Origin of the sequence: Pseudomonas mercuritolerans (assembly GCF_025706525.1) — a bacterium.
In the GTDB taxonomy this organism is placed as follows: Bacteria; Pseudomonadota; Gammaproteobacteria; order Pseudomonadales; family Pseudomonadaceae; genus Aquipseudomonas; species Aquipseudomonas mercuritolerans.
In genome coordinates, this window is record NZ_JAMSHA010000003.1 from 304,690 (window position 1) to 322,837 (window position 18,148).

An 18,148-nucleotide genomic window follows, 5' to 3' on the forward strand; every position below is an offset into this window, starting at 1 on the left:
CACCGTGATCGTTCCCACGCTCTGCGTGGGAACGATCAACAGATCAGCGTTTCACCGAGAGATCAACCTGAGTCATCCGGCTACGCACGGTAAACACGCCATCCCCGGAAAGAATCGCACTGCGCGCAAACAGCCGTCCGCTCTCCCAATTCGAAAGGCCCAGCTCAGGCTTGTTCAACGCGTACTGGCCATCAACCCAACGGGTGATGCCATTACCTACAAACGGCGCATTCACCGCGTTGTAGAAGCGCTCCTGAACCGTCGCATCCTCGCTGATCAACGATACGGTGAATTGCGGGCTGTAGCGGTTGAAGAGCGCAATCGCCTGATCCAGATCGTCGACAATCATCAGGCTGACTTCCGGGGTTTCTTCCCATTCCCACTCGCGGCCCAGCTCCGACTCGGGCAAAGACTCGGCCAGCGCTTCGGTCTGGTAACCCTCGGCGCGATAAACCTCGACTGTTGCGTTCTGCCATTCGCTTGGCAGGCAACTTTCACTGCCCGCGACGATGTGCAATTTGCAGCCTTGGCCGCGCGCCGTACCGGCGGCTTTTAACGCATCGAGAAACAGCGGCACCAGCTCATCGGCGCGTTCGCGCTGAATCAGGCAGACGTTCAGGGTATTGCAGACCTTGCGGTCCAGCGAGTTGCGCACCACTGCCGCGAAGCGAGTGGCGTCGGCGTCACGGTCTGCGATCAGCCACGCACCGCCGGTGCCGTGCAGGCTGACGGCAGTGCCGGCCTGCTGAGCAACGCTGCCCAACTGACTGACCGCACGGCCCGAGCCTCGCGCCACCGCCAGCGACAGACGCCGATCGGCAAACATCGCCCAACCGGCAGCATGATTGACGCTTTCGACCAACGACACCGCACCCACCGGCAAACCGGCTTCGGCCAGCGCCGGGTTCAAGGCGTGAGTGACGATGGCTTGCGCAGTGCCCAACGCATCGCTGCCGATGCGCAGCACAGCCGTATTACCGGTGCGCAACACCCCGGCGGCGTCGGCAAATACGTTGGGTCGGCCTTCGAAGACAAACGCGACGATGCCCAGCGGCGAGACCACTTGCTCAACCTTCCAGCCGTCGTGCTCGACACTGCTGATCACTTTGCCCCGGGTCGGTGGCGCATCACGCCACGCGCGCAGCCCGGCGATCATGTCGCGGCGCATGCTTTCATCGGCGAGCAAGCGTGTGGTCGAGCGACCGCGCGCCTTCGCTCGCTCAATGTCGGCGCGGTTGGCGGCTTCGATCTGCGTCCAGCATTCAGGGCTCTCCAGGCGCTGGGCAAACAGGTCGAAGAACCGGCTGATGGCTTCATCGGACACCGCCGACAACGCTGTGAATGCCGCAGCCGCACGCTCGATTGCCACCGAGGCGGCCTGTTGATCGGCCACGGGGATCAGCAACAACTCGCCACTGACCTGCTCGACCAGCAGATGGTCACCGGGCTGAAACCGCGCGGCCAGTTCGGGGCTGACCACGGTGACGCGGTTACCAGCGAAAGGGATCGGCGTGCCAGCGACTAGACGTTCGAGCGCAAGAGACATGAAGCGGATTCACCATGCAGAGGGCGGCCGGAAAATGTATAGAACACGATCCTGCAAAGCAACACTGCACCCGGTGGGAGCGAGCCTGCTCGCGAAAGCGGCCAGTCAGACGACATCGATGCTGAATGTACCGGCCTCTTCGCGAGCAGGCTCGCTCCCACACTGGAAATCGTGGTGTGTCTTCAGAACACCGACCAGCCAATCCGCGAGCTCAGCAGCTCCAGCGCCGCCATCCCCGCCAGCGAGTTCCCGGCGGCGTTCAACTCCGGCGACCACACGCACACGCTGAACTGTCCCGGCACCACCGCAACGATGCCGCCGCCGACCCCGCTCTTGCCCGGCAGGCCGACGCGATAAGCGAAGTTGCCCGCCTCGTCATACAGACCGCTGGTGGCCATGATCGAGTTGACCTGCTGGGTCTGGCGGCGCGTCAGGATCTGCTCGCCGCTGTGCTTGCAGAACCCGTCATTGGCCAGAAAGCAGAACGCCCGGGCCAGATCGATGCAATTCATCCGCAGTGCGCAGTGACTGAAATAGCTGCGCAACACCGCCTCGACATCGTTGTGAAAGTTGCCGAACGACTGCATCAGATAGGCCATCGCCGCATTACGCGCACGGTGCTGGTATTCGGAGTCGGCGACCTTGCCGTCGATCATGATTTGCGGATTGCCGGACAGGCGTCGGACGAAGTCGCGCATCGACAATGTCGGCGCGGCGAAGCGCGACTGGTTGATGTCGCAGATCACCAGCGCACCGGCATTGATAAACGGATTGCGCGGGCGGCCGCGTTCGAATTCCAGTTGCACCAGCGAGTTGAACGGCTGGCCGGACGGCTCGTGGCCAAGTCGTTCCCAGATCGCTTCGCCGGAGTGATCGATGGCCTGCACAAGGCTGAATACCTTGGAAATACTCTGCACCGAGAACGGCGTTTCAGCGTCGCCGGCGCAATACATTTCGCCGTCGTTACTGTACACGGCGATGCCCAACTGGTTGGCCGGCACCGTGCCGAGGGCGGGAATATAGTCAGCAACTTTGCCCTGCCCGATCAGGGGCCGGACGGCGTCAAGGATCTCGTTCAACAGCGCTTGCATGCCGGGTTCCGAAAGTCTCGCCCCATGGGATCGCGGGGACACTGGGGCTAGACGCTGCGCCCGCCGGTCGCATCACACCGGCAAGCATCAGGCAGAATGTTCTAGGCTGGAGCGGACCATTCAGACACAGGAGAGCACCATGCACCTCGAAGGCTCCTGCCATTGCGGCGAAGTCACGTTCAGCCTCGACAGCGCCCATCCTTATCCCTATCAACGCTGCTATTGCTCGATCTGCCGCAAGACCCAGGGCGGTGGCGGTTATGCGATCAACCTTGGCGGCGACGCGACCACTCTCAAGGTTCGCGGACGCAAAAACATCAGCATCTATCACGCGAAGATGAAAGCTGAAAGCGATAAACGCGCCCATCGCAGCAGCGCCGAACGCCACTTCTGCTCGCTGTGCGGCAGCGGCCTGTGGCTGTTCAGCCCGGAGTGGCCAGAGCTGATTCATCCATTCGCCTCAGCGATCGACACGCCACTGCCGGTGCCGCCGGAACACACGCACCTGATGCTTGGTTCGAAAGCGCCGTGGGTTGAGGTCGAGGCGAAGCCGAAGGATCAGCAGTTTGATGTATATCCCGAAGAATCAATCGCCCAGTGGCATGAGCGACTCGGTGTAACTCGCTGAACACCGCGCCCTTCGCGAGCAGGCTCGCTCCCACATTTGGAATGCCATCACCTGTGGGAGCGAGCCTGCTCGCGAAGGGGCCGGGTCAGGCAATATCAATCAGTCCAGATGCGCCCAGGTCATCCTGAACAACGCCCCGCCCCACACCGATTCGCCAACCTCAACCTGCCCGCCATGGGACTGCGACACCCGCCGCACCAGCGCCAGGCCCAGTCCGAAACCCCCGGTGCGCCGATCCCGACTGGCATCCAGTCGCGAAAACGGTTCGAAGATTTTCTCCCGCCCTTGCAGCGGCACACCCGGGCCGTCATCGCTGACGCGCACTTCATAGTCATCGCCATTGCGCAGCAGCGACACCTCAACGCGCTGCTCGGCATAGCGAATGGCATTGCGCAAAAGGTTGATCACCGCCCGCGCCATGAAGCGCGGTTCGATGCTTACCGTGTCGACCTGGCAACCGGCGATCGACAACTGCACGCCCACTGCTTCGGCCTCCAGCGCCACACTACCGACAACGCTGTCTAGCCAGTCGGCCGCGTGAATATTCTCCCGTTTGATCACTGTCGCGCCGTGCTCGAGGCTGGCGTAGGTCAGCAGCTCCGAGACCATCTCCTCCAGCTCACCAAGGTCGGCATACATGTCGGCGATCAGCTCGCGATTCTCGCTGGCGTCCGGTAGCTGTTTGAGCTGATCAAGTTCGAACGACAGCCGCGCAATCGGTGTGCGCAATTCGTGAGACACCGCGTTGGTCAGTTCGCGCTGGTTGGCGATCAAGCCTTCGATGCGCGCCGCCATCAGATTGAAGTGCTCGGCCAGATCGCGGATGTTCGAGCGCCGCGACAACTGAATGCGCACCGACAGATCGTTGTCGCCAAAACGCTCGGCCGCCAGCCGCAGTTTTTCCAGGTCGCGCCAGTGTGGGCGCACCCAGAAAAACAGAACGATGCCGATCAGCACCGCGAGCATCATGTACGCCGCAGTGATGTAGAACGGCATCAGGCTCGGCTCCGGCGGCAACTTGATGCTGAGCAATTGCGAGCCTCCATCGATGTTGCTGATGAACTGCGTGTAATCGTCGCGGATCACCAACAGGTTCTGTGCCAGTTCGGCCTTCTCCTGCGGCGTCAGGGCGAGTTGATCGGCCTCGACCAGACTCAGCGACAGACCGTAATGCGCGCGCAATGAATCGAGTTTCTGTTCACGCTCGGCGCCCTGGCGGCCTTGCAGATGATCGACCAGCGACCACGCCTGACCGCGCACGGCTTCACGGTTGTAATCCTGCGTCTGGCTGTCGAGCAAGGCGTTGAAGGTGTGCTCGACCGTCTGCAAGGCCAGCACCAGTCCTACCGTCATTACCAGAAACAGCCCGAGAAACAAACGCAGCATCTACAGCTCCCACGCGAACGGATTGAACAGATAGCCCTTGCCCCACACGGTCTTGATGCACACCGGCTCGCGGGGATTGTCCTTGAGCTTGTTGCGCAATTTGCTGATGTACACGTCGACGCTACGGTTGAGGCCGTCGAAGGCAATGCCGCGCATGCGATTGAGAATGTCATCGCGAGAAAGGATTTTGCCCGCCGCGCTGGCCAGCAACCAGAGCAACTCGAACTCCATGGTGGTCAGCTCGATCAGCTCACCGGTCAGGCGCACTTCCCGGCAACTGCGGTCGATGCTCAATTGCCCGAACTCGAGAAAACTGACCACGCTGCTGTCCGGCGTCTGCCGCCGTTGCAACGCCCGCAGCCGCGCGAGCAACACCGGCGGTTTGATCGGTTTGATCACGTAATCGTCAGCGCCGGATTCCAGACCGAGGATGTGATCGAGATCGTCTTCCTTGGCGGTGAGGATCACGATCGGCGTGTCCGAGACACTGCGAATTTCCCGGCAGACCTGCAAACCGCTCTGCCCCGGCAACATCAGGTCGAGCACCAGCACTTTCGGCTTGAATTCCAGGAATGCAGCCATGGCCAGATCACCGCGATGCACCGTGCGCACCTCGTAGCCGTGTTGCTCTAGAAAGTGTGCGATCAGTGCGGCGAGACGCTCATCGTCTTCAACCAGCAGAACTTTGCCGAAACCCAGGTTATCCATAACAACCGTTGCCAAGCCAAACGTGGAAGGGCCGATATTATGCGGGCAATAGCTGGTCAAGCGAGGACGGCAGACAGCAAAAACCGGCCACTCGGGCCGGTTTTCGGTGATGTTTCATACTCTTAAGATTTTTTTACAATCAGACAATAATGTCCGATTGGATTGCGGACCTCTGTCGGAGCTGCCGAAGGCTGCGATCTTTTGATTTTCGATTTGTAAAAACCAGATCAAAAGATCGCAGCCTGCGGCAGCTCCTACCCGATCATGCGGCGACCGGCACACCGCTGTGAAAGCGGAATTCTTCGTCCGGCGACTCGATCAACGCTTGCTCGGCAGCACGGACGCGCTCAATCACCTGCGCGACATCCTTGGCATCACCATACTGATAGGCCAGTTTCAGATAACCCTGAAAGTGCCGCGCCTCGCTTTTCAGCAAACCGAAATAGAACTTGCCCAGTTCTTCATCCAAATGCGGCACCAGTGCTTCAAAGCGTTCGCAACTGCGTGCTTCGATGAAAGCGCCGACTACCAGCGTATCCACCAGTTTCACCGGTTCGTGACTGCGCACCACTTTGCGCAGGCCCGAGGCGTAGCGGCCGGCGTGCAGCTGACGCAGCTCGATCTTGCGCCGTTTCATGATGCGCATGACCTGCTCGTGATGCACCAGTTCTTCCCGGGCCAGGCGCGACATCATGTTGATCAGGTCGACGTGGGCGTGGTACTTGGCAATCAGGCTCAGCGCAGTACTGGCGGCCTTGAACTCGCAGTTCTTGTGGTCGATCAGCAGGGTTTCCTGATCGGCCAGTGCCGCCTGGACCCAGGCGTCGGGGGTGCGGCAGCCAAGGAATTCGTGGATTTCGGGAAGGATCATGGGGCTCACGGTAAAAAGGTGTTCGAGCGAAGGGCGCCGATTATACCGGCCTGCCCGCAGACCACCAGCAGCGGCTGTTGATATGCATCAAGTCGCAGACGTTCGGGTAGCAACTATAGTTGTGCAACGCCGTGCCTTTTCTTTGCTGGAGACTCCGCTCATGCAAGCCATTCGCAGCATTCTGGTGGTCATCGAACCTGAACATGCGGAAAGCCTGGCGCTCAAACGCGCCAAGCTGATCGCCGGTGTCACCCAGGCTCATCTGCACCTATTGGTGTGCGACAAAAAGCATGACCACGCCGGCCTGCTCAGCGTGCTCAAGGCGGCATTGCTCGCCGAAGGGTATAGCGTGACCACCGAACAGGCGTGGAACGAGAGCCTGCACGAAACCATCATCGATGTGCAGCAGGCCGAGGGTTGCGGCCTGGTGATCAAACAGCATTTCCCCGACAGCTCGCTGAAAAAAGCCTTGCTGACCCCGGCCGACTGGAAGCTCCTGCGCCACTGCCCTACCCCGGTGCTGCTGGTGAAAACCGCCGGCTCCTGGAAAGACAAAGTGATTCTGGCTGCGGTCGATGTCGGCAATGCCGATGGCGAACATCGGCACTTGCACAGCACCATCATCGATCACGGCTACGACATCGCCAGTCTGGCCAAAGCGCATCTGCATGTGATTGCCGCGCATCCGTCGCCGATGCTTTCAGCCGCGGACCCGACATTTCAGCTCAAATCGACAATAGAAGCCAAATACCGCGAGCAGTGCCGGGCGTTTCAAGCAGAGTTCGATGTCGATGACGAGCACCTGCACATCGAGGAAGGCCCTGCCGATGTGTTGATCCCGTTCATGGCGCACAAGCTGCAGGCAGCGGTAACGGTGATTGGCACAGTGGCGCGCAGTGGTTTGTCAGGCGCGTTGATCGGCAATACGGCGGAGGCGGTGCTGGATACGCTGGAAAGCGATGTGCTGGTGCTCAAGCCGCAGGAGGTTGAGGATCATCTGGTGGAATTGGCCGTGAAACATTAAAAGCAAAAGATCGCAGCCTTCGGCAGCTCCTACAGGTAGAACGCATTCCCATGTAGGAGCTGCCGAAGGCTGCGATCTTTTGCTGTTCAGGCGCCGAAGGCGTCTTTCAGGAAGCCCGGGGCGATGTAGCGCTGATAATGCGCTTCCGACAGCAGGAAGAATTCCCGATCAATGGCATCGCGCAGTTCCGGCAGGTTCCAGTCGCGGAACTCCGGCAGCAACACCATCCCGTACGCCTCAAGATTAATGATCACCCGCGCACCTCGGGCAATCAGCTGATAGGCCCAGCAATATTCCGACTGATGCGGTACGAAGCGGATCTTGCGCTGCTCGAGTTGCTCGCGCAGGCGCGCCGAATCGAAAATCTCGACCTTGGCCGCCATCACTTGTGACAGCAATTGCTCCAGACGCAGCCAGACCGCACGCTTTTCCTCCTCGTTGTACCCGTTCCAATGGATCACTTCGTGGTGGAAACGCTTGCAGCCACGGCACACCAGGTCACCGTAAACGGTGGAGCAGAGGCCGACGCAGGGGGTCTTGATGGTCTGATTGGGCATAAATGGGCAGAACACTGAAACGCGGAACAGGCCGGCATGTTAGCCCTTTGTCGGGCATTGATCACCCCTCAAACAGCAAGGTCTCGCCGGCGTCGCAGGTTTGCTCCGGCCGCGCTGATTGCCACGAAAGTCCAATAGAGCGCGACTTACCTTTAAATTTTTTTTGCCGTAGAATCAGCCAGCCTTTTAAGGCGCCAATGTCCGTTAGAAGCTGTTTTCAAAGCGTCACGAGCACAGTCGTTCCTTCAGAGCGGTGTTGGCGAAGGGTTTTTCCAGCGGGGAAAAGCCCAACGCCAACCCTCATCAGCTCCCCGTTCTGCAGGCGTAAAACTTTGAAAGCAGCTTCTGTAAGGAATTGCCGGTAATTCTGGCCGAACGACCCACAACGTCGTGAGGCGCATGAGTACGGCAATTTCGGGATGAGCGTCCCGGACACCCATTTGGGACCACTGATGAGGGTAATAACTGTGCTTGAAGCCTACCGCAAACATATCGAAGAGCGTGCAGCCCTGGGTATCGTTCCCCAGCCGCTTAACGCCGAACAAACAGCAGGCCTGATCGAGCTGCTGAAGAACCCTCCGGCTGGCGAAGAAGCTTTCCTCGTTGACCTGATCACCAATCGCGTACCACCTGGAGTGGACGAAGCTGCCTACGTCAAGGCCGGTTTCCTGTCTGCCCTGGCCAAGGGCGAAGCCACCTCCCCTCTGCTGGACAAGAAACGCGCTGTAGAACTGCTCGGCACCATGCAGGGCGGCTACAACATCGTCACCCTCGTTGAACTGCTGGACGACGCCGAGCTGGCGCCAGTCGCCGCCGAAGAACTCAAGCACACCCTGCTGATGTTCGATGCCTTCCACGACGTCGCTGAAAAAGCCAAGAACGGCAACGTTCACGCCAAGGCCGTGCTGCAATCCTGGGCTGACGGCGAGTGGTTCAAGAAGCGCCCGGTCCTGGCCGACAAGATCAGCCTGCGCGTATTCAAGGTCACCGGCGAAACCAACACCGACGACCTTTCCCCTGCGCCAGACGCCTGGTCGCGTCCTGACATCCCGCTGCACGCCCTGGCCATGCTGAAAATGGCCCGTGACGGCATCGTTCCGGACGAGCAAGGCAAGACCGGCCCGATGAAGCAGATCGAAGAAATGCGCGGCCAGGGCTTCCCGATCGCCTACGTCGGTGACGTGGTCGGTACCGGTTCGTCGCGTAAATCGGCCACCAACTCGGTGCTGTGGTTCTTCGGCGACGACATCCCTTACGTGCCGAACAAGCGCGCTGGCGGTTTCTGCTTCGGCAGCAAGATCGCTCCGATCTTCTACAACACCATGGAAGATGCCGGCGCCCTGCCGATCGAGTTCGATGTGTCGAACATGAACATGGGCGACGTGATCGACCTGTACCCGCACGCTGGCAAAGTCTGCAAGCACGGTACCGACGAAGTCATCACCACTTTCGAAATGAAGACCCCGGTGCTGCTGGACGAAGTCCGTGCCGGCGGTCGTATCCCGCTGATCATCGGCCGTGGCCTGACCGAGAAGGCTCGCGCCGAGCTGGGTCTGCCAGCGTTCGACCTGTTCAAGAAGCCTGAAGCTCCGGCTGAAAGCACCAAGGGCTTCACCCTGGCGCAGAAAATGGTCGGCAAGGCTTGCGGTCTGGCAGAAGGCCAGGGCGTGCGTCCTGGTACCTACTGCGAACCGAAGATGACCACCGTGGGTTCCCAGGACACCACAGGTCCGATGACCCGTGACGAACTGAAAGACCTGGCGTGCCTGGGCTTCTCCGCTGATCTGGTGATGCAGTCGTTCTGCCACACTGCGGCTTATCCAAAGCCGATCGACGTGACCACCCACCACACCCTGCCTGACTTCATCATGACCCGCGGCGGCGTTTCCCTGCGTCCGGGCGACGGCATCATCCACTCGTGGCTGAACCGCATGCTGCTGCCGGACACCGTCGGTACCGGTGGTGACTCGCACACCCGTTTCCCGATGGGCATCTCGTTCCCGGCCGGTTCCGGTCTGGTCGCGTTCGCCGCTGCCACTGGTGTAATGCCACTGGACATGCCGGAATCGATCCTGGTGCGTTTCAAAGGCAAGATGAAACCTGGCATCACCCTGCGTGACCTGGTTCATGCCATTCCGTACTTCGCTATCCAGAACGGTCTGCTGACCGTCGAGAAGAAAGGCAAGAAAAACGCCTTCTCCGGCCGCATCCTGGAAATCGAAGGCCTGGAAGGTCTGACCCTGGAGCAGGCGTTCGAACTGTCCGACGCCTCGGCCGAACGTTCGGCTGCCGGTTGCACCATCAAGCTGTCGAAAGAGTCGATCACCGAGTACCTGCAGTCCAACATCACCCTGCTGCGCTGGATGATCGGCGAAGGCTACGGCGATGCGCGCACTCTGGAACGCCGCGCTCAAGCGATGGAAGCCTGGATCGCCAACCCGCAACTGATGGAAGCCGATGCCGACGCCGAATACGCCGAAGTCATCGAAATCGATCTGGCCGAAATCAACGAGCCTGTGCTCTGCGCGCCGAACGATCCGGACGACGCCCGTCTGCTGTCCAGCGTTGCTGGCGAGAAGATCGACGAAGTGTTCATCGGTTCGTGCATGACCAACATCGGTCACTTCCGCGCTGCCGGTAAACTGCTGGATCAGGTCAAGGGTCAGCTGCCAACCCGTCTGTGGCTGTCGCCGCCGACCAAGATGGACGCTCACCAACTGACCGAAGAAGGCTACTACGGCATCTACGGCAAGGCCGGCGCACGCATGGAAATGCCAGGCTGCTCGCTGTGCATGGGTAACCAGGCACGCGTTGAGCCGAACAGCACCGTGGTCTCGACGTCGACCCGTAACTTCCCGAACCGTCTGGGCGACGGCGCGAACGTCTACCTGGCCTCGGCCGAGCTGGCGGCCGTTGCTTCGATCCTGGGTCGCCTGCCGACCGTCGAGGAGTACATGGAATACGCTGGCAAGATCGACAGCATGGCGGCCGATGTCTACCGCTACCTGTCCTTCGACCAGATCGCCGAGTTCCGTGAAGCTGCTGCGAACGCCAATATCCCGGTCGTTCAAGCCTAACGCTGCAAGGCAATAAAAAACGCCGCCCATCGTGAGATGAGCGGCGTTTTTTTTGATCGTTCCCACGCTCCGCGTGGGAATGCAGCCCCGGACGCTCTGCGTCCCCAAGCGTGACGCAGAGCGTCACAAGAGGCGTTCCCACGCAGAGCGTGGGAACGATCAGTCATTACACAGCCAGCTTGTAAACCAGCGCCGAAATAGCCACCAGCCCCACCGCGGTAACAAACACGTTCGACGCCTGACCGCGATAGCGCGCCATCGCTGGCACCTTGCGAATCGCGTACATCGGCATCAGGAACAGGATTGCCGCAATCACCGGCCCACCGACGGTTTCGATCATGCCCAGGATGCTCGGATCAAGCGTCGCGACGATCCAGCAGATCAGCAGCATGAACGCCGCCACGATGCGATCCAGCGCCTTGGCGCCCGGACGTCTGCCGCTCTTGACGATCAAACCCTTGAGGCCTTCGCTGGCCCCGATGTAATGACCGAGGAACGACTTGGAGATCGCCACAAACGCAATCAACGGCGCCGCAAACTCGATGGTCGGGTTGCTGAAGTGGTTGGCCAGGTACGACAGGATCGACAGGTTCTGCTCTTTCGCCTCAGCCAGTTGCTCCGGCGACAGGGTGAGCACGCAACTGAATACGAAGAACAGCACCAAAATGACCATCAATGCATGAGCGCGCGCGAGGATCTGTGAGCTGCGCTCGTCGGCGTGCACACCGTAACGACGCTTCTGGTCCATCGCGAACGCCGAGATGATCGGCGAATGGTTGAACGAGAACACCATCACCGTAATCGCCAGCCACAGCGTATGCAGCAGCGCTGACGGCGCCGGGACTTGCGAGGCGGTGGCGAGGATGCCGCCGTTCCAGTGCGGGATCAGGTACACGGCGAGGAACAGCAGCGCGACGATGAACGGATAGACCATCAGGCTCATGGCCTTAACGATCGCCTGCTCACCGCAACGCACCACGGCCAGCAGGCCGAGAATCAGCACGAACGACAGCAGCGCGCGCGGTGGCGGCGTGATGTGCAGTTGGTGTTCGAGGAAACTGGCGACCGTGTTGGTCAGGCCGACGCTGTAGATCAGCAGGATCGGGAAGATGGCAAAGAAGTACAGCAGCGTGATCAAGGCACCGGCCTTGATACCGAAATGCTGCTCGACCACTTCGGTGATATCGGCGCCTTCGCGGCCGGAAAGCACAAAACGGGTAAGGCCACGGTGCGCGTAAAACGTCATCGGGAAGGCCAGCAGCGCGAGGATCACCAGCGGCCAGAAGCCCCCCAGCCCTGCGTTGATCGGCAAAAACAGGGTGCCGGCGCCAATGGCCGTCCCAAACAGTCCCAGCATCCAGGTGGTGTCCTGGCGATTCCAGCTCGAAAGTTCAGCGGGTGCTGCTGCGTCGAAGCGCTTTTCGAGGCTATTGGCCTGATCATTCATCCGGTCGGATCTCCGCTTTCCGGTCACTTGCCACTCGGTCAGGACGCGTCGGAAAAAACCGACAGACATGCTCCGGCCGAAACAGGGGCGCGATTCTCCGTGATAAATCAATGCAAGCAAAGACTTAGCTGAGGAATGGTTGTGCGGAGCAGATCCAAGGATGGTCGTTTATGGAAAAAAAAAGGTCGTTTATGGATACGTCAGATGCCGCAAACGGATACGTTTTGCACCCACCCATGCGTCATCGAATGCGCCTAGAGCGATATGCCGAGCATGAAACCCAATAAAACGCAGTACAGCCCGAAGCCGAAAAGCAACCAGAGCTTGCCATTCTCTCTTTTATCTCTGTTGCGCACCGTTTCCTCGTATTCCGCGAACTCCCGTTCGATTCGTTCCAGTCGTGCCTTGCGGTCATATGTGCTCATACAGATTTATCCCTTGGATAATGCGCCTGAGTGGTCTCAAGCATGAATACTCAAAACTTGAAGAACACGCCTGCGACTGCGGTGATCGCAGTCAACACTCCGCCAAACACCGCAATTGGATAGAGCTTCGTCTCCCTTGATAACTTTTTCTCTTCAGCCTGAAGCTTTTTCCATTCAGCCACGAGTTTCCTTGATTCGTTTTCCAGCCTGTCGAGCTCCAGATTTTCGCGATCGTTATGAAACATTTGCCCTCCTTGGCTGTCGGCGGATGGGGCCAGCACTCGCATGCACATCGACGGCTTTCGTCATGCCCTTATCATCAAACTTTTCCATTTACGCTGACCAGCAGACGCATCTGCCATTCCCGTAGGCAAAATCCGCGAGTCACGTAAGCCTCCTCATACACGGAATTTGCGATATTCCAGACCAATTACCTGCCAGAACCCTGCCCTTGATCTAGCGTGTGAGAAGCCATAACCCAAGGAGCCTCCCATGCCACTGGTCCGCATCGACATCCAGCAAAACCCCGACCCCACTTTCGCCAGGCGCATCGGCGAACAGATCTACGCCGCCCTGCGCAGCTGTATCGATGTGCCAGAGCACGACAATTTCCAGATCCTCAACGAGCACGACGGCCAGCACTTCGTGTACGACCCGCAATACCTCGGCATCGAGCGCAGCGACGGCGTGGTGTTCATCCAGATCACCATCAGCGAAGGGCGCAGCGTGGAAAAGAAACAATTGCTGTTCAAAACCATTGCCGAGAGCCTGCATGCGCAACTGGGTATTCGCCTGGAGGATGTGTTCATCAATCTGCTGGAGGTGAAGAAAGAGAACTGGTCGTTCGGTAATGGTGTTGCGCAATACGTCAGCTGATGGGTCGTGTGCCATGCCTGCGTACTTGCTTGTTCCACGAACCCGTCCAGAATCAAAGCACCACTGCGTGAATGCAACGATTGCCAAGCCGCTGCGGATTCAGCACTCTGATTCGACTTTCGCGACCCACCCGCCGCCAATCACAGGAGCCGCGCAATGCCCGCAACCGTTCTGGTACTGGTTGAAACGATCAATGATTATCTGCCGATTCTCGAGCATCAGGGATTCCACCTGATCCTTGCACCAACGCCAGCCGAACGTGCACAAGCCATCGTTACCCATGGCAGCCGCATCGACGCCGTGCTTACTCGCGGGCCGCTGGGCCTCACCGCCGACGAGATCAGCGCCCTGCCCGCCTTGAAAATCATCACGGTGATTGGTGCGGGCTATGAACAGGTCGATCTGCAAGCAGCCAGTGACCGTGGCATCACTGTCACCAATGGTGCCGGGGTCAACGCCTCGTCGGTGGCCGATCATGCGATGGCACTGCTGCTGGCATTGGTCCGCGATATCCCACGCTGCGATGCTGCGGTACGCCGCGGTGAATGGCCGAAAATCATGCGGCCGTCGCTTGCCGGCAAGCGTCTGGGCATTCTCGGGCTGGGCGCCGTGGGCATGGCGATTGCGAAACGCGCCGAGCTGGGTTTCGACATGCAGATCAGCTACCACAACCGCCAGGTGCGCAGCGACGTTTCCTATGCGTTCTGCTCGACACCGACCGATCTGGCGCGAGCCTCGGATTTTCTAGTGGTCGCCACGCCCGGTGGGATCGGCACGCACAACCTGGTGACGCGAGCGGTGCTCGATGCGCTCGGACCGAATGGCTTTATCGTCAACATCGCCCGGGCCAGCGTCATCGCTACGGCGGATCTGATCACCGCACTTGAACAACGTCGTATCGCCGGTGCCGCGCTGGATGTGTTCGATCACGAACCGGAAGTGCCCGATGCCCTGAAAAGCCTCAGCAACGTTGTGCTGACTCCCCACGTCGCCGGCCTCTCCCCCGAAGCCACGCAAGGCACGGTTGAGCTGGTGGGCAAAAACCTGATGGCGTTTTTCTCCGGACAACCAGTGCTGACTCCCGTCGCCCTGCCGCCCAGGTTGAACAACCAGCGCGTGCATTAACGCGCCTGGCATCGTCGAACCGCGCCGATCTTTGGCCCATTCTCAAAGTTGATTATCCAGCAACACGCTAACCTATAAGACCGACCCGCGCTTGTGAGCACCCGAGCGCGCCATTAGATTAGCCAATGATGTCTGGCCTCCAAAATAAGCAGAAGGGATAAGCATGGCGCTTACTGACCAGTCCACCCGGATCCGCGCGGGCGAAGAACTCGATGCCAGCCTGATCGATCCGTACCTCAAGGCGCACATTCCCGGCCTGACCGGCACTCCGCAGATCAGCCAGTTTCCCGGCGGCGCGTCGAACCTGACTTACCTGCTGGAATACCCCGAGCAAGAATTTGTTCTGCGCCGCCCGCCGTTCGGCCACAAGGCCAAATCCGCCCACGACATGGGCCGTGAGTTCCGCATTCTCAACCAACTGCGCGACGGCTTTCCGTATTGCCCGAAGGCCTACGTGCATTGCACTGACGAGGCCGTCATCGGCGCCGAGTTCTATGTGATGGAACGGGTCAAAGGCATCATCCTGCGCGCCGAACTGCCGCCGGAGCTGGGCCTTGATTCGGCGAAAACCGAAGCACTGTGCAAAAGCTTCATTGACCGTTTCGTCGAACTGCACCGGGTCGATTACAACGCCTGCGGCCTCGGCGATCTGGGCAAGCCCGAAGGCTACGTCGCGCGGCAGATCAAGGGCTGGAGCGAGCGCTACGAAAAAGCCCTGACCCCGGACGCGCCGCACTGGGAAGCAGTCAAAGCCTGGCTCAACGACAAGATGCCGGCCGACCACCCGACCTCGAGCATCGTCCACAACGACTATCGCTTCGACAACGTCATCCTCGACCCGGCCAATCCGATGCAGATCATCGGCGTGCTCGACTGGGAACTGACGACCCTCGGCGACCCGCTGATGGACCTGGGCAATACCCTCGCCTACTGGATCGAAGCCGGCGACCCGGCACCGGTGCAACTGATGCGCCGCCAGCCAAGCCACGCACCGGGCATGCTGACGCGCCGCGAATTCGTCGACTACTACGCCGAGCGCTCGGGCATCCGCATCGACAATTTCGACTTCTACTACACCTACGGCCTGTTCCGCCTGGCCGGCATCGTGCAGCAGATCTACTACCGCTTCTACCACGGCCAGACCCAGGACAAACGCTTCGCGCAGTTCATTCACATGAACAAACTGCTGGAGCAGATGAGCCTGCAGGTCATCCAGAAATCCAGCCTCTGACCCAGGCCTACAACAAGACTTCCAACAAGGGAAACCCATGTCCAAGACTCAGTTGTTCGACCTCGACGGCAAAATCGCTTTCGTCTCCGGCGCCAGCCGTGGCATCGGTGAAGCCATCGCCAAACTGCTGGCCCAGCAAGGCGCCCATGTGATCGTCTCGAGCCGCAAGCTCGAAGGCTGCCAACACGTCGCCGACGCCATCATCGCCGCCGGCGGCAAGGCAACAGCCGTGGCCTGCCACATCGGTGAGATGGAGCAGATCAGCCAGGTCTTCGCCGGGATCAAGGAACAATTCGGCCGCCTCGACATCCTGGTCAACAACGCCGCGACCAACCCGCAATTCTGCAACGTGCTCGACACCGATCTGGGTGCATTCCAGAAGACCGTCGATGTGAACATTCGTGGCTATTTCTTCATGTCGGTCGAAGCCGGCAAGCTGATGCGCGAAAACGGTGGCGGCAGCATCATCAACGTCGCCTCGATCAACGGCATCTCCCCGGGCATCTTCCAGGGCATCTATTCGGTGACCAAAGCGGCGGTCATCAACATGACCAAAGTCTTCGCCAAGGAATGCGCGCAATTCGGCATCCGCTGCAACGCCCTGCTCCCGGGACTGACCGACACCAAATTCGCCTCGGCCCTGGTCAAGAACGATGCGATTCTGAAACAGGCACTGACCCAGATCCCGCTCAAACGCGTGGCCGACCCGAGTGAAATGGCCGGCGCAGTGTTATACCTGGCCAGCGATGCGTCGAGCTACACCACCGGCGTGGCGCTGAATGTGGATGGCGGATTCCTGTCCTGATTTCGAGGGCAAATTGCTAACACGTGTGGGAGCGAGCCTGCTCGCGAAAGCGTTGTGTCAGTCAGCTATGTTTTGACTGACACCACGCCTTCGCGAGCAGGCTCGCTCCCACAGGGTTACTGCAGGGTTCCTGGCCTCGTGCAATCGAGGAATCGCGAATCTTATTGGGTTATGCAACGGGTAGTGGTGATGTGGCGCGTTACCTGCCCATCGACATACATATCCCCGGCAACCTCAGTATTCTCCAGCACCTCACACCGACGTTCCGGCGGAGGCGGCGGCGCGACAGGCGCAGGCGGTGGAGGACTGGAACAACCGGCCAACAGCACAGCAAGAAAAGCCAACGGCAATACGCGTTTCCCAGGATTATTCATAGGACGACCCGCGGTGAAGAGAGACAAACTCCCGCAACCCAACCGGCCGCGGAAGACCTGACCACTCATTCTTTATAGCTGAGCACTTTGTTAGCGCCAGTGGATTGGGGTGATTGGGTGGGATTGGCTGTCGGTTTTGCGTAGATTTTCCAGCAGAAGCCTGGATTGGGATTATGGTTGTCGGCGAGGGCCTCATCGCGAGCAGGCTCACTCCTACAGTTTTGATCGAGTGAATTCAGTAACAACCAGGTCGGCTGTCAGGCCGCCTTCGCGAGCAGGCTCGCTCCCACAGAAAAGCAAAAGCAGCGCAGCTGCCCGCGGCGAAGCCGCCCCACTCAACAATGAGCGCAAGCTCGAGTAGCTTTTGATCCTGGAGCCCGTCGGCAGGCTGAGTGGAGGGATTGATCCGGGCGTGGGAGCGCAGCGACCGTCTGGCGCAGCCAGACACAGCGGAAGGAGGTGCAGCGAAGCAAACCGTAGCCGCTGCGCCAGGATCAATCCCGGAGCGAAGGAACCCCGAGCCTCAGCGAGCGGGCCGAACGTCAGGGCGAAGACCTTTTGGTTCCTTTTGGGGCGTTTGCCAAAAGGGACTCGCCGTAAGGGCGAAACCGCCAGCCGCAACACCCAAAAAAACGGATATACCCCCCCCCCCAGAGCATGGCCGGCCCAAAGGCCGCCAAGACCCAAAGCGCGCTTAAGCCAAATCCGGATCCCGCGAAGAACGCAGGGAATTGCTCTCAAGCTCATACCGCAACTCCCCCACCAACGCCTCAACCGCCTCAGGCGAACGCAGCGAAGCCAGATCCAGCCCACTGATCACCAGATCCACCTGCCCCGAATCCGGGTGATACAACTTGACCGTCAGCGAATGATCACCATCCACCGAACACTCACAAGCCAGCGGCGCAAAACTGTGCTCGAGCCGAGCGCGCAACTGCGCAAGATTCATCATTGACGTTGTTCCTATGACTGTTTCA

The 18,148-nt window shown here is 59.7% G+C and carries 17 protein-coding genes; 7 read left to right on the top strand and 10 right to left on the bottom strand.

Annotated elements, in window-relative coordinates; all coding sequences use genetic code 11:
* Positions 1-43 precede the first annotated feature (43 nt).
* Both ND528_RS09845 and glsB read right to left on the bottom strand, forming a co-directional pair.
* Entirely contained in the window at positions 44-1,546 is a 1,503-nt protein-coding gene (locus ND528_RS09845) for an aldehyde dehydrogenase family protein (RefSeq protein ID WP_263470217.1), read from the bottom strand.
* Between the two features lie 182 nt (positions 1,547-1,728).
* Positions 1,729-2,637: a glutaminase B gene (gene glsB, locus ND528_RS09850; protein WP_024013269.1), complete on the bottom strand. Its 909-nt coding sequence runs from the start codon at positions 2,635-2,637 to the stop codon at positions 1,729-1,731.
* Positions 2,638-2,776: 139 nt separating this feature from the next.
* Here glsB and ND528_RS09855 point away from each other — a divergent pair, with 139 nt between their 5' ends.
* A complete protein-coding gene (locus ND528_RS09855) occupies positions 2,777-3,265 on the top strand; it encodes a GFA family protein (RefSeq protein WP_073471185.1) in 489 nt (162 codons plus the stop codon).
* 99 nt (positions 3,266-3,364) lie between these two features.
* Here ND528_RS09855 and ND528_RS09860 read toward each other — a convergent pair whose 3' ends face one another.
* The 3 genes from ND528_RS09860 to miaE all read right to left on the bottom strand — a co-directional run bounded on the left by ND528_RS09860 (position 3,365) and on the right by miaE (position 6,230).
* Complete coding sequence (locus tag ND528_RS09860; RefSeq protein ID WP_263470218.1) at positions 3,365-4,651, bottom strand: ATP-binding protein; 1,287 nt, start codon at positions 4,649-4,651, stop codon at positions 3,365-3,367.
* Entirely contained in the window at positions 4,652-5,359 is a 708-nt protein-coding gene (locus ND528_RS09865; protein ID WP_110645593.1) for a winged helix-turn-helix domain-containing protein, read from the bottom strand.
* 262 nt (positions 5,360-5,621) lie between these two features.
* On the bottom strand, positions 5,622-6,230 hold the full coding sequence (miaE, locus tag ND528_RS09870) for a tRNA-(ms[2]io[6]A)-hydroxylase (RefSeq protein ID WP_122612531.1): 609 nt from the start codon (positions 6,228-6,230) through the stop codon (positions 5,622-5,624).
* Positions 6,231-6,390: 160 nt separating this feature from the next.
* On the opposite strand from miaE, the gene ND528_RS09875 reads away from it, so the two are divergent.
* A complete protein-coding gene (locus ND528_RS09875; protein ID WP_130910601.1) occupies positions 6,391-7,254 on the top strand; it encodes a universal stress protein in 864 nt (287 codons plus the stop codon).
* Positions 7,255-7,340: 86 nt separating this feature from the next.
* Here the strand turns inward: ND528_RS09875 and ND528_RS09880 are convergent, their stop codons facing one another.
* Positions 7,341-7,811: a DUF1289 domain-containing protein gene (locus ND528_RS09880; RefSeq protein WP_064117650.1), complete on the bottom strand. Its 471-nt coding sequence runs from the start codon at positions 7,809-7,811 to the stop codon at positions 7,341-7,343.
* A 467-nt stretch (positions 7,812-8,278) separates the two neighbouring features.
* On the opposite strand from ND528_RS09880, the gene acnB reads away from it, so the two are divergent.
* Positions 8,279-10,888 (top strand): bifunctional aconitate hydratase 2/2-methylisocitrate dehydratase, encoded by a 2,610-nt coding sequence (gene acnB, locus ND528_RS09885; protein WP_212616578.1) that lies wholly within the window; start codon positions 8,279-8,281, stop codon positions 10,886-10,888.
* Between the two features lie 166 nt (positions 10,889-11,054).
* Here acnB and ND528_RS09890 read toward each other — a convergent pair whose 3' ends face one another.
* From ND528_RS09890 to ND528_RS09900, 3 genes are all read right to left on the bottom strand, one after another.
* On the bottom strand, positions 11,055-12,335 hold the full coding sequence (locus tag ND528_RS09890) for an HAAAP family serine/threonine permease (RefSeq protein WP_263470219.1): 1,281 nt from the start codon (positions 12,333-12,335) through the stop codon (positions 11,055-11,057).
* Between the two features lie 254 nt (positions 12,336-12,589).
* Positions 12,590-12,760 (bottom strand): hypothetical protein, encoded by a 171-nt coding sequence (locus tag ND528_RS09895; RefSeq protein WP_263470220.1) that lies wholly within the window; start codon positions 12,758-12,760, stop codon positions 12,590-12,592.
* Between the two features lie 50 nt (positions 12,761-12,810).
* Positions 12,811-13,005 carry an FtsB/FtsL family cell division protein gene (locus ND528_RS09900; protein WP_133336570.1) on the bottom strand — a complete coding sequence of 65 codons (195 nt, stop codon included), beginning with the start codon at positions 13,003-13,005 and terminating at the stop codon, positions 12,811-12,813.
* Between the two features lie 247 nt (positions 13,006-13,252).
* Here ND528_RS09900 and ND528_RS09905 point away from each other — a divergent pair, with 247 nt between their 5' ends.
* The 4 genes from ND528_RS09905 to ND528_RS09920 all read left to right on the top strand — a co-directional run bounded on the left by ND528_RS09905 (position 13,253) and on the right by ND528_RS09920 (position 16,797).
* On the top strand, positions 13,253-13,636 hold the full coding sequence (locus tag ND528_RS09905) for a tautomerase family protein (RefSeq protein WP_263470221.1): 384 nt from the start codon (positions 13,253-13,255) through the stop codon (positions 13,634-13,636).
* 156 nt (positions 13,637-13,792) lie between these two features.
* Positions 13,793-14,761, top strand: coding sequence for a 2-hydroxyacid dehydrogenase (locus ND528_RS09910; RefSeq protein ID WP_130911426.1), 969 nt, complete (start codon positions 13,793-13,795; stop codon positions 14,759-14,761).
* A 163-nt stretch (positions 14,762-14,924) separates the two neighbouring features.
* A complete protein-coding gene (locus ND528_RS09915) occupies positions 14,925-15,992 on the top strand; it encodes a phosphotransferase family protein (RefSeq protein WP_095180255.1) in 1,068 nt (355 codons plus the stop codon).
* Positions 15,993-16,029: 37 nt separating this feature from the next.
* Complete coding sequence (locus ND528_RS09920; RefSeq protein ID WP_041480848.1) at positions 16,030-16,797, top strand: SDR family oxidoreductase; 768 nt, start codon at positions 16,030-16,032, stop codon at positions 16,795-16,797.
* Between the two features lie 1,068 nt (positions 16,798-17,865).
* Here ND528_RS09920 and ND528_RS09925 read toward each other — a convergent pair.
* A complete protein-coding gene (locus ND528_RS09925; RefSeq protein WP_137214898.1) occupies positions 17,866-18,123 on the bottom strand; it encodes a DUF1652 domain-containing protein in 258 nt (85 codons plus the stop codon).
* Between the last annotated feature and the right edge of the window lie 25 nt (positions 18,124-18,148).

Coding starts and splice junctions, on each gene's coding strand:
- ND528_RS09925 (WP_137214898.1), bottom strand. CDS start 18,123: ATGATGAATCTTGCGCAGTTGCGCGCTCGGCTCGAGCACAGTTTTGCG.
- ND528_RS09865 (WP_110645593.1), bottom strand. CDS start 5,359: ATGGATAACCTGGGTTTCGGCAAAGTTCTGCTGGTTGAAGACGATGAG.
- ND528_RS09905 (WP_263470221.1), top strand. CDS start 13,253: ATGCCACTGGTCCGCATCGACATCCAGCAAAACCCCGACCCCACTTTC.
- ND528_RS09915 (WP_095180255.1), top strand. CDS start 14,925: ATGGCGCTTACTGACCAGTCCACCCGGATCCGCGCGGGCGAAGAACTC.
- ND528_RS09845 (WP_263470217.1), bottom strand. CDS start 1,546: ATGTCTCTTGCGCTCGAACGTCTAGTCGCTGGCACGCCGATCCCTTTC.
- ND528_RS09875 (WP_130910601.1), top strand. CDS start 6,391: ATGCAAGCCATTCGCAGCATTCTGGTGGTCATCGAACCTGAACATGCG.
- ND528_RS09920 (WP_041480848.1), top strand. CDS start 16,030: ATGTCCAAGACTCAGTTGTTCGACCTCGACGGCAAAATCGCTTTCGTC.
- ND528_RS09900 (WP_133336570.1), bottom strand. CDS start 13,005: ATGTTTCATAACGATCGCGAAAATCTGGAGCTCGACAGGCTGGAAAAC.
- ND528_RS09880 (WP_064117650.1), bottom strand. CDS start 7,811: ATGCCCAATCAGACCATCAAGACCCCCTGCGTCGGCCTCTGCTCCACC.
- ND528_RS09855 (WP_073471185.1), top strand. CDS start 2,777: ATGCACCTCGAAGGCTCCTGCCATTGCGGCGAAGTCACGTTCAGCCTC.
- ND528_RS09910 (WP_130911426.1), top strand. CDS start 13,793: ATGCCCGCAACCGTTCTGGTACTGGTTGAAACGATCAATGATTATCTG.
- glsB (WP_024013269.1), bottom strand. CDS start 2,637: ATGCAAGCGCTGTTGAACGAGATCCTTGACGCCGTCCGGCCCCTGATC.
- ND528_RS09890 (WP_263470219.1), bottom strand. CDS start 12,335: ATGAATGATCAGGCCAATAGCCTCGAAAAGCGCTTCGACGCAGCAGCA.
- ND528_RS09895 (WP_263470220.1), bottom strand. CDS start 12,760: ATGAGCACATATGACCGCAAGGCACGACTGGAACGAATCGAACGGGAG.
- ND528_RS09860 (WP_263470218.1), bottom strand. CDS start 4,651: ATGCTGCGTTTGTTTCTCGGGCTGTTTCTGGTAATGACGGTAGGACTG.
- miaE (WP_122612531.1), bottom strand. CDS start 6,230: ATGATCCTTCCCGAAATCCACGAATTCCTTGGCTGCCGCACCCCCGAC.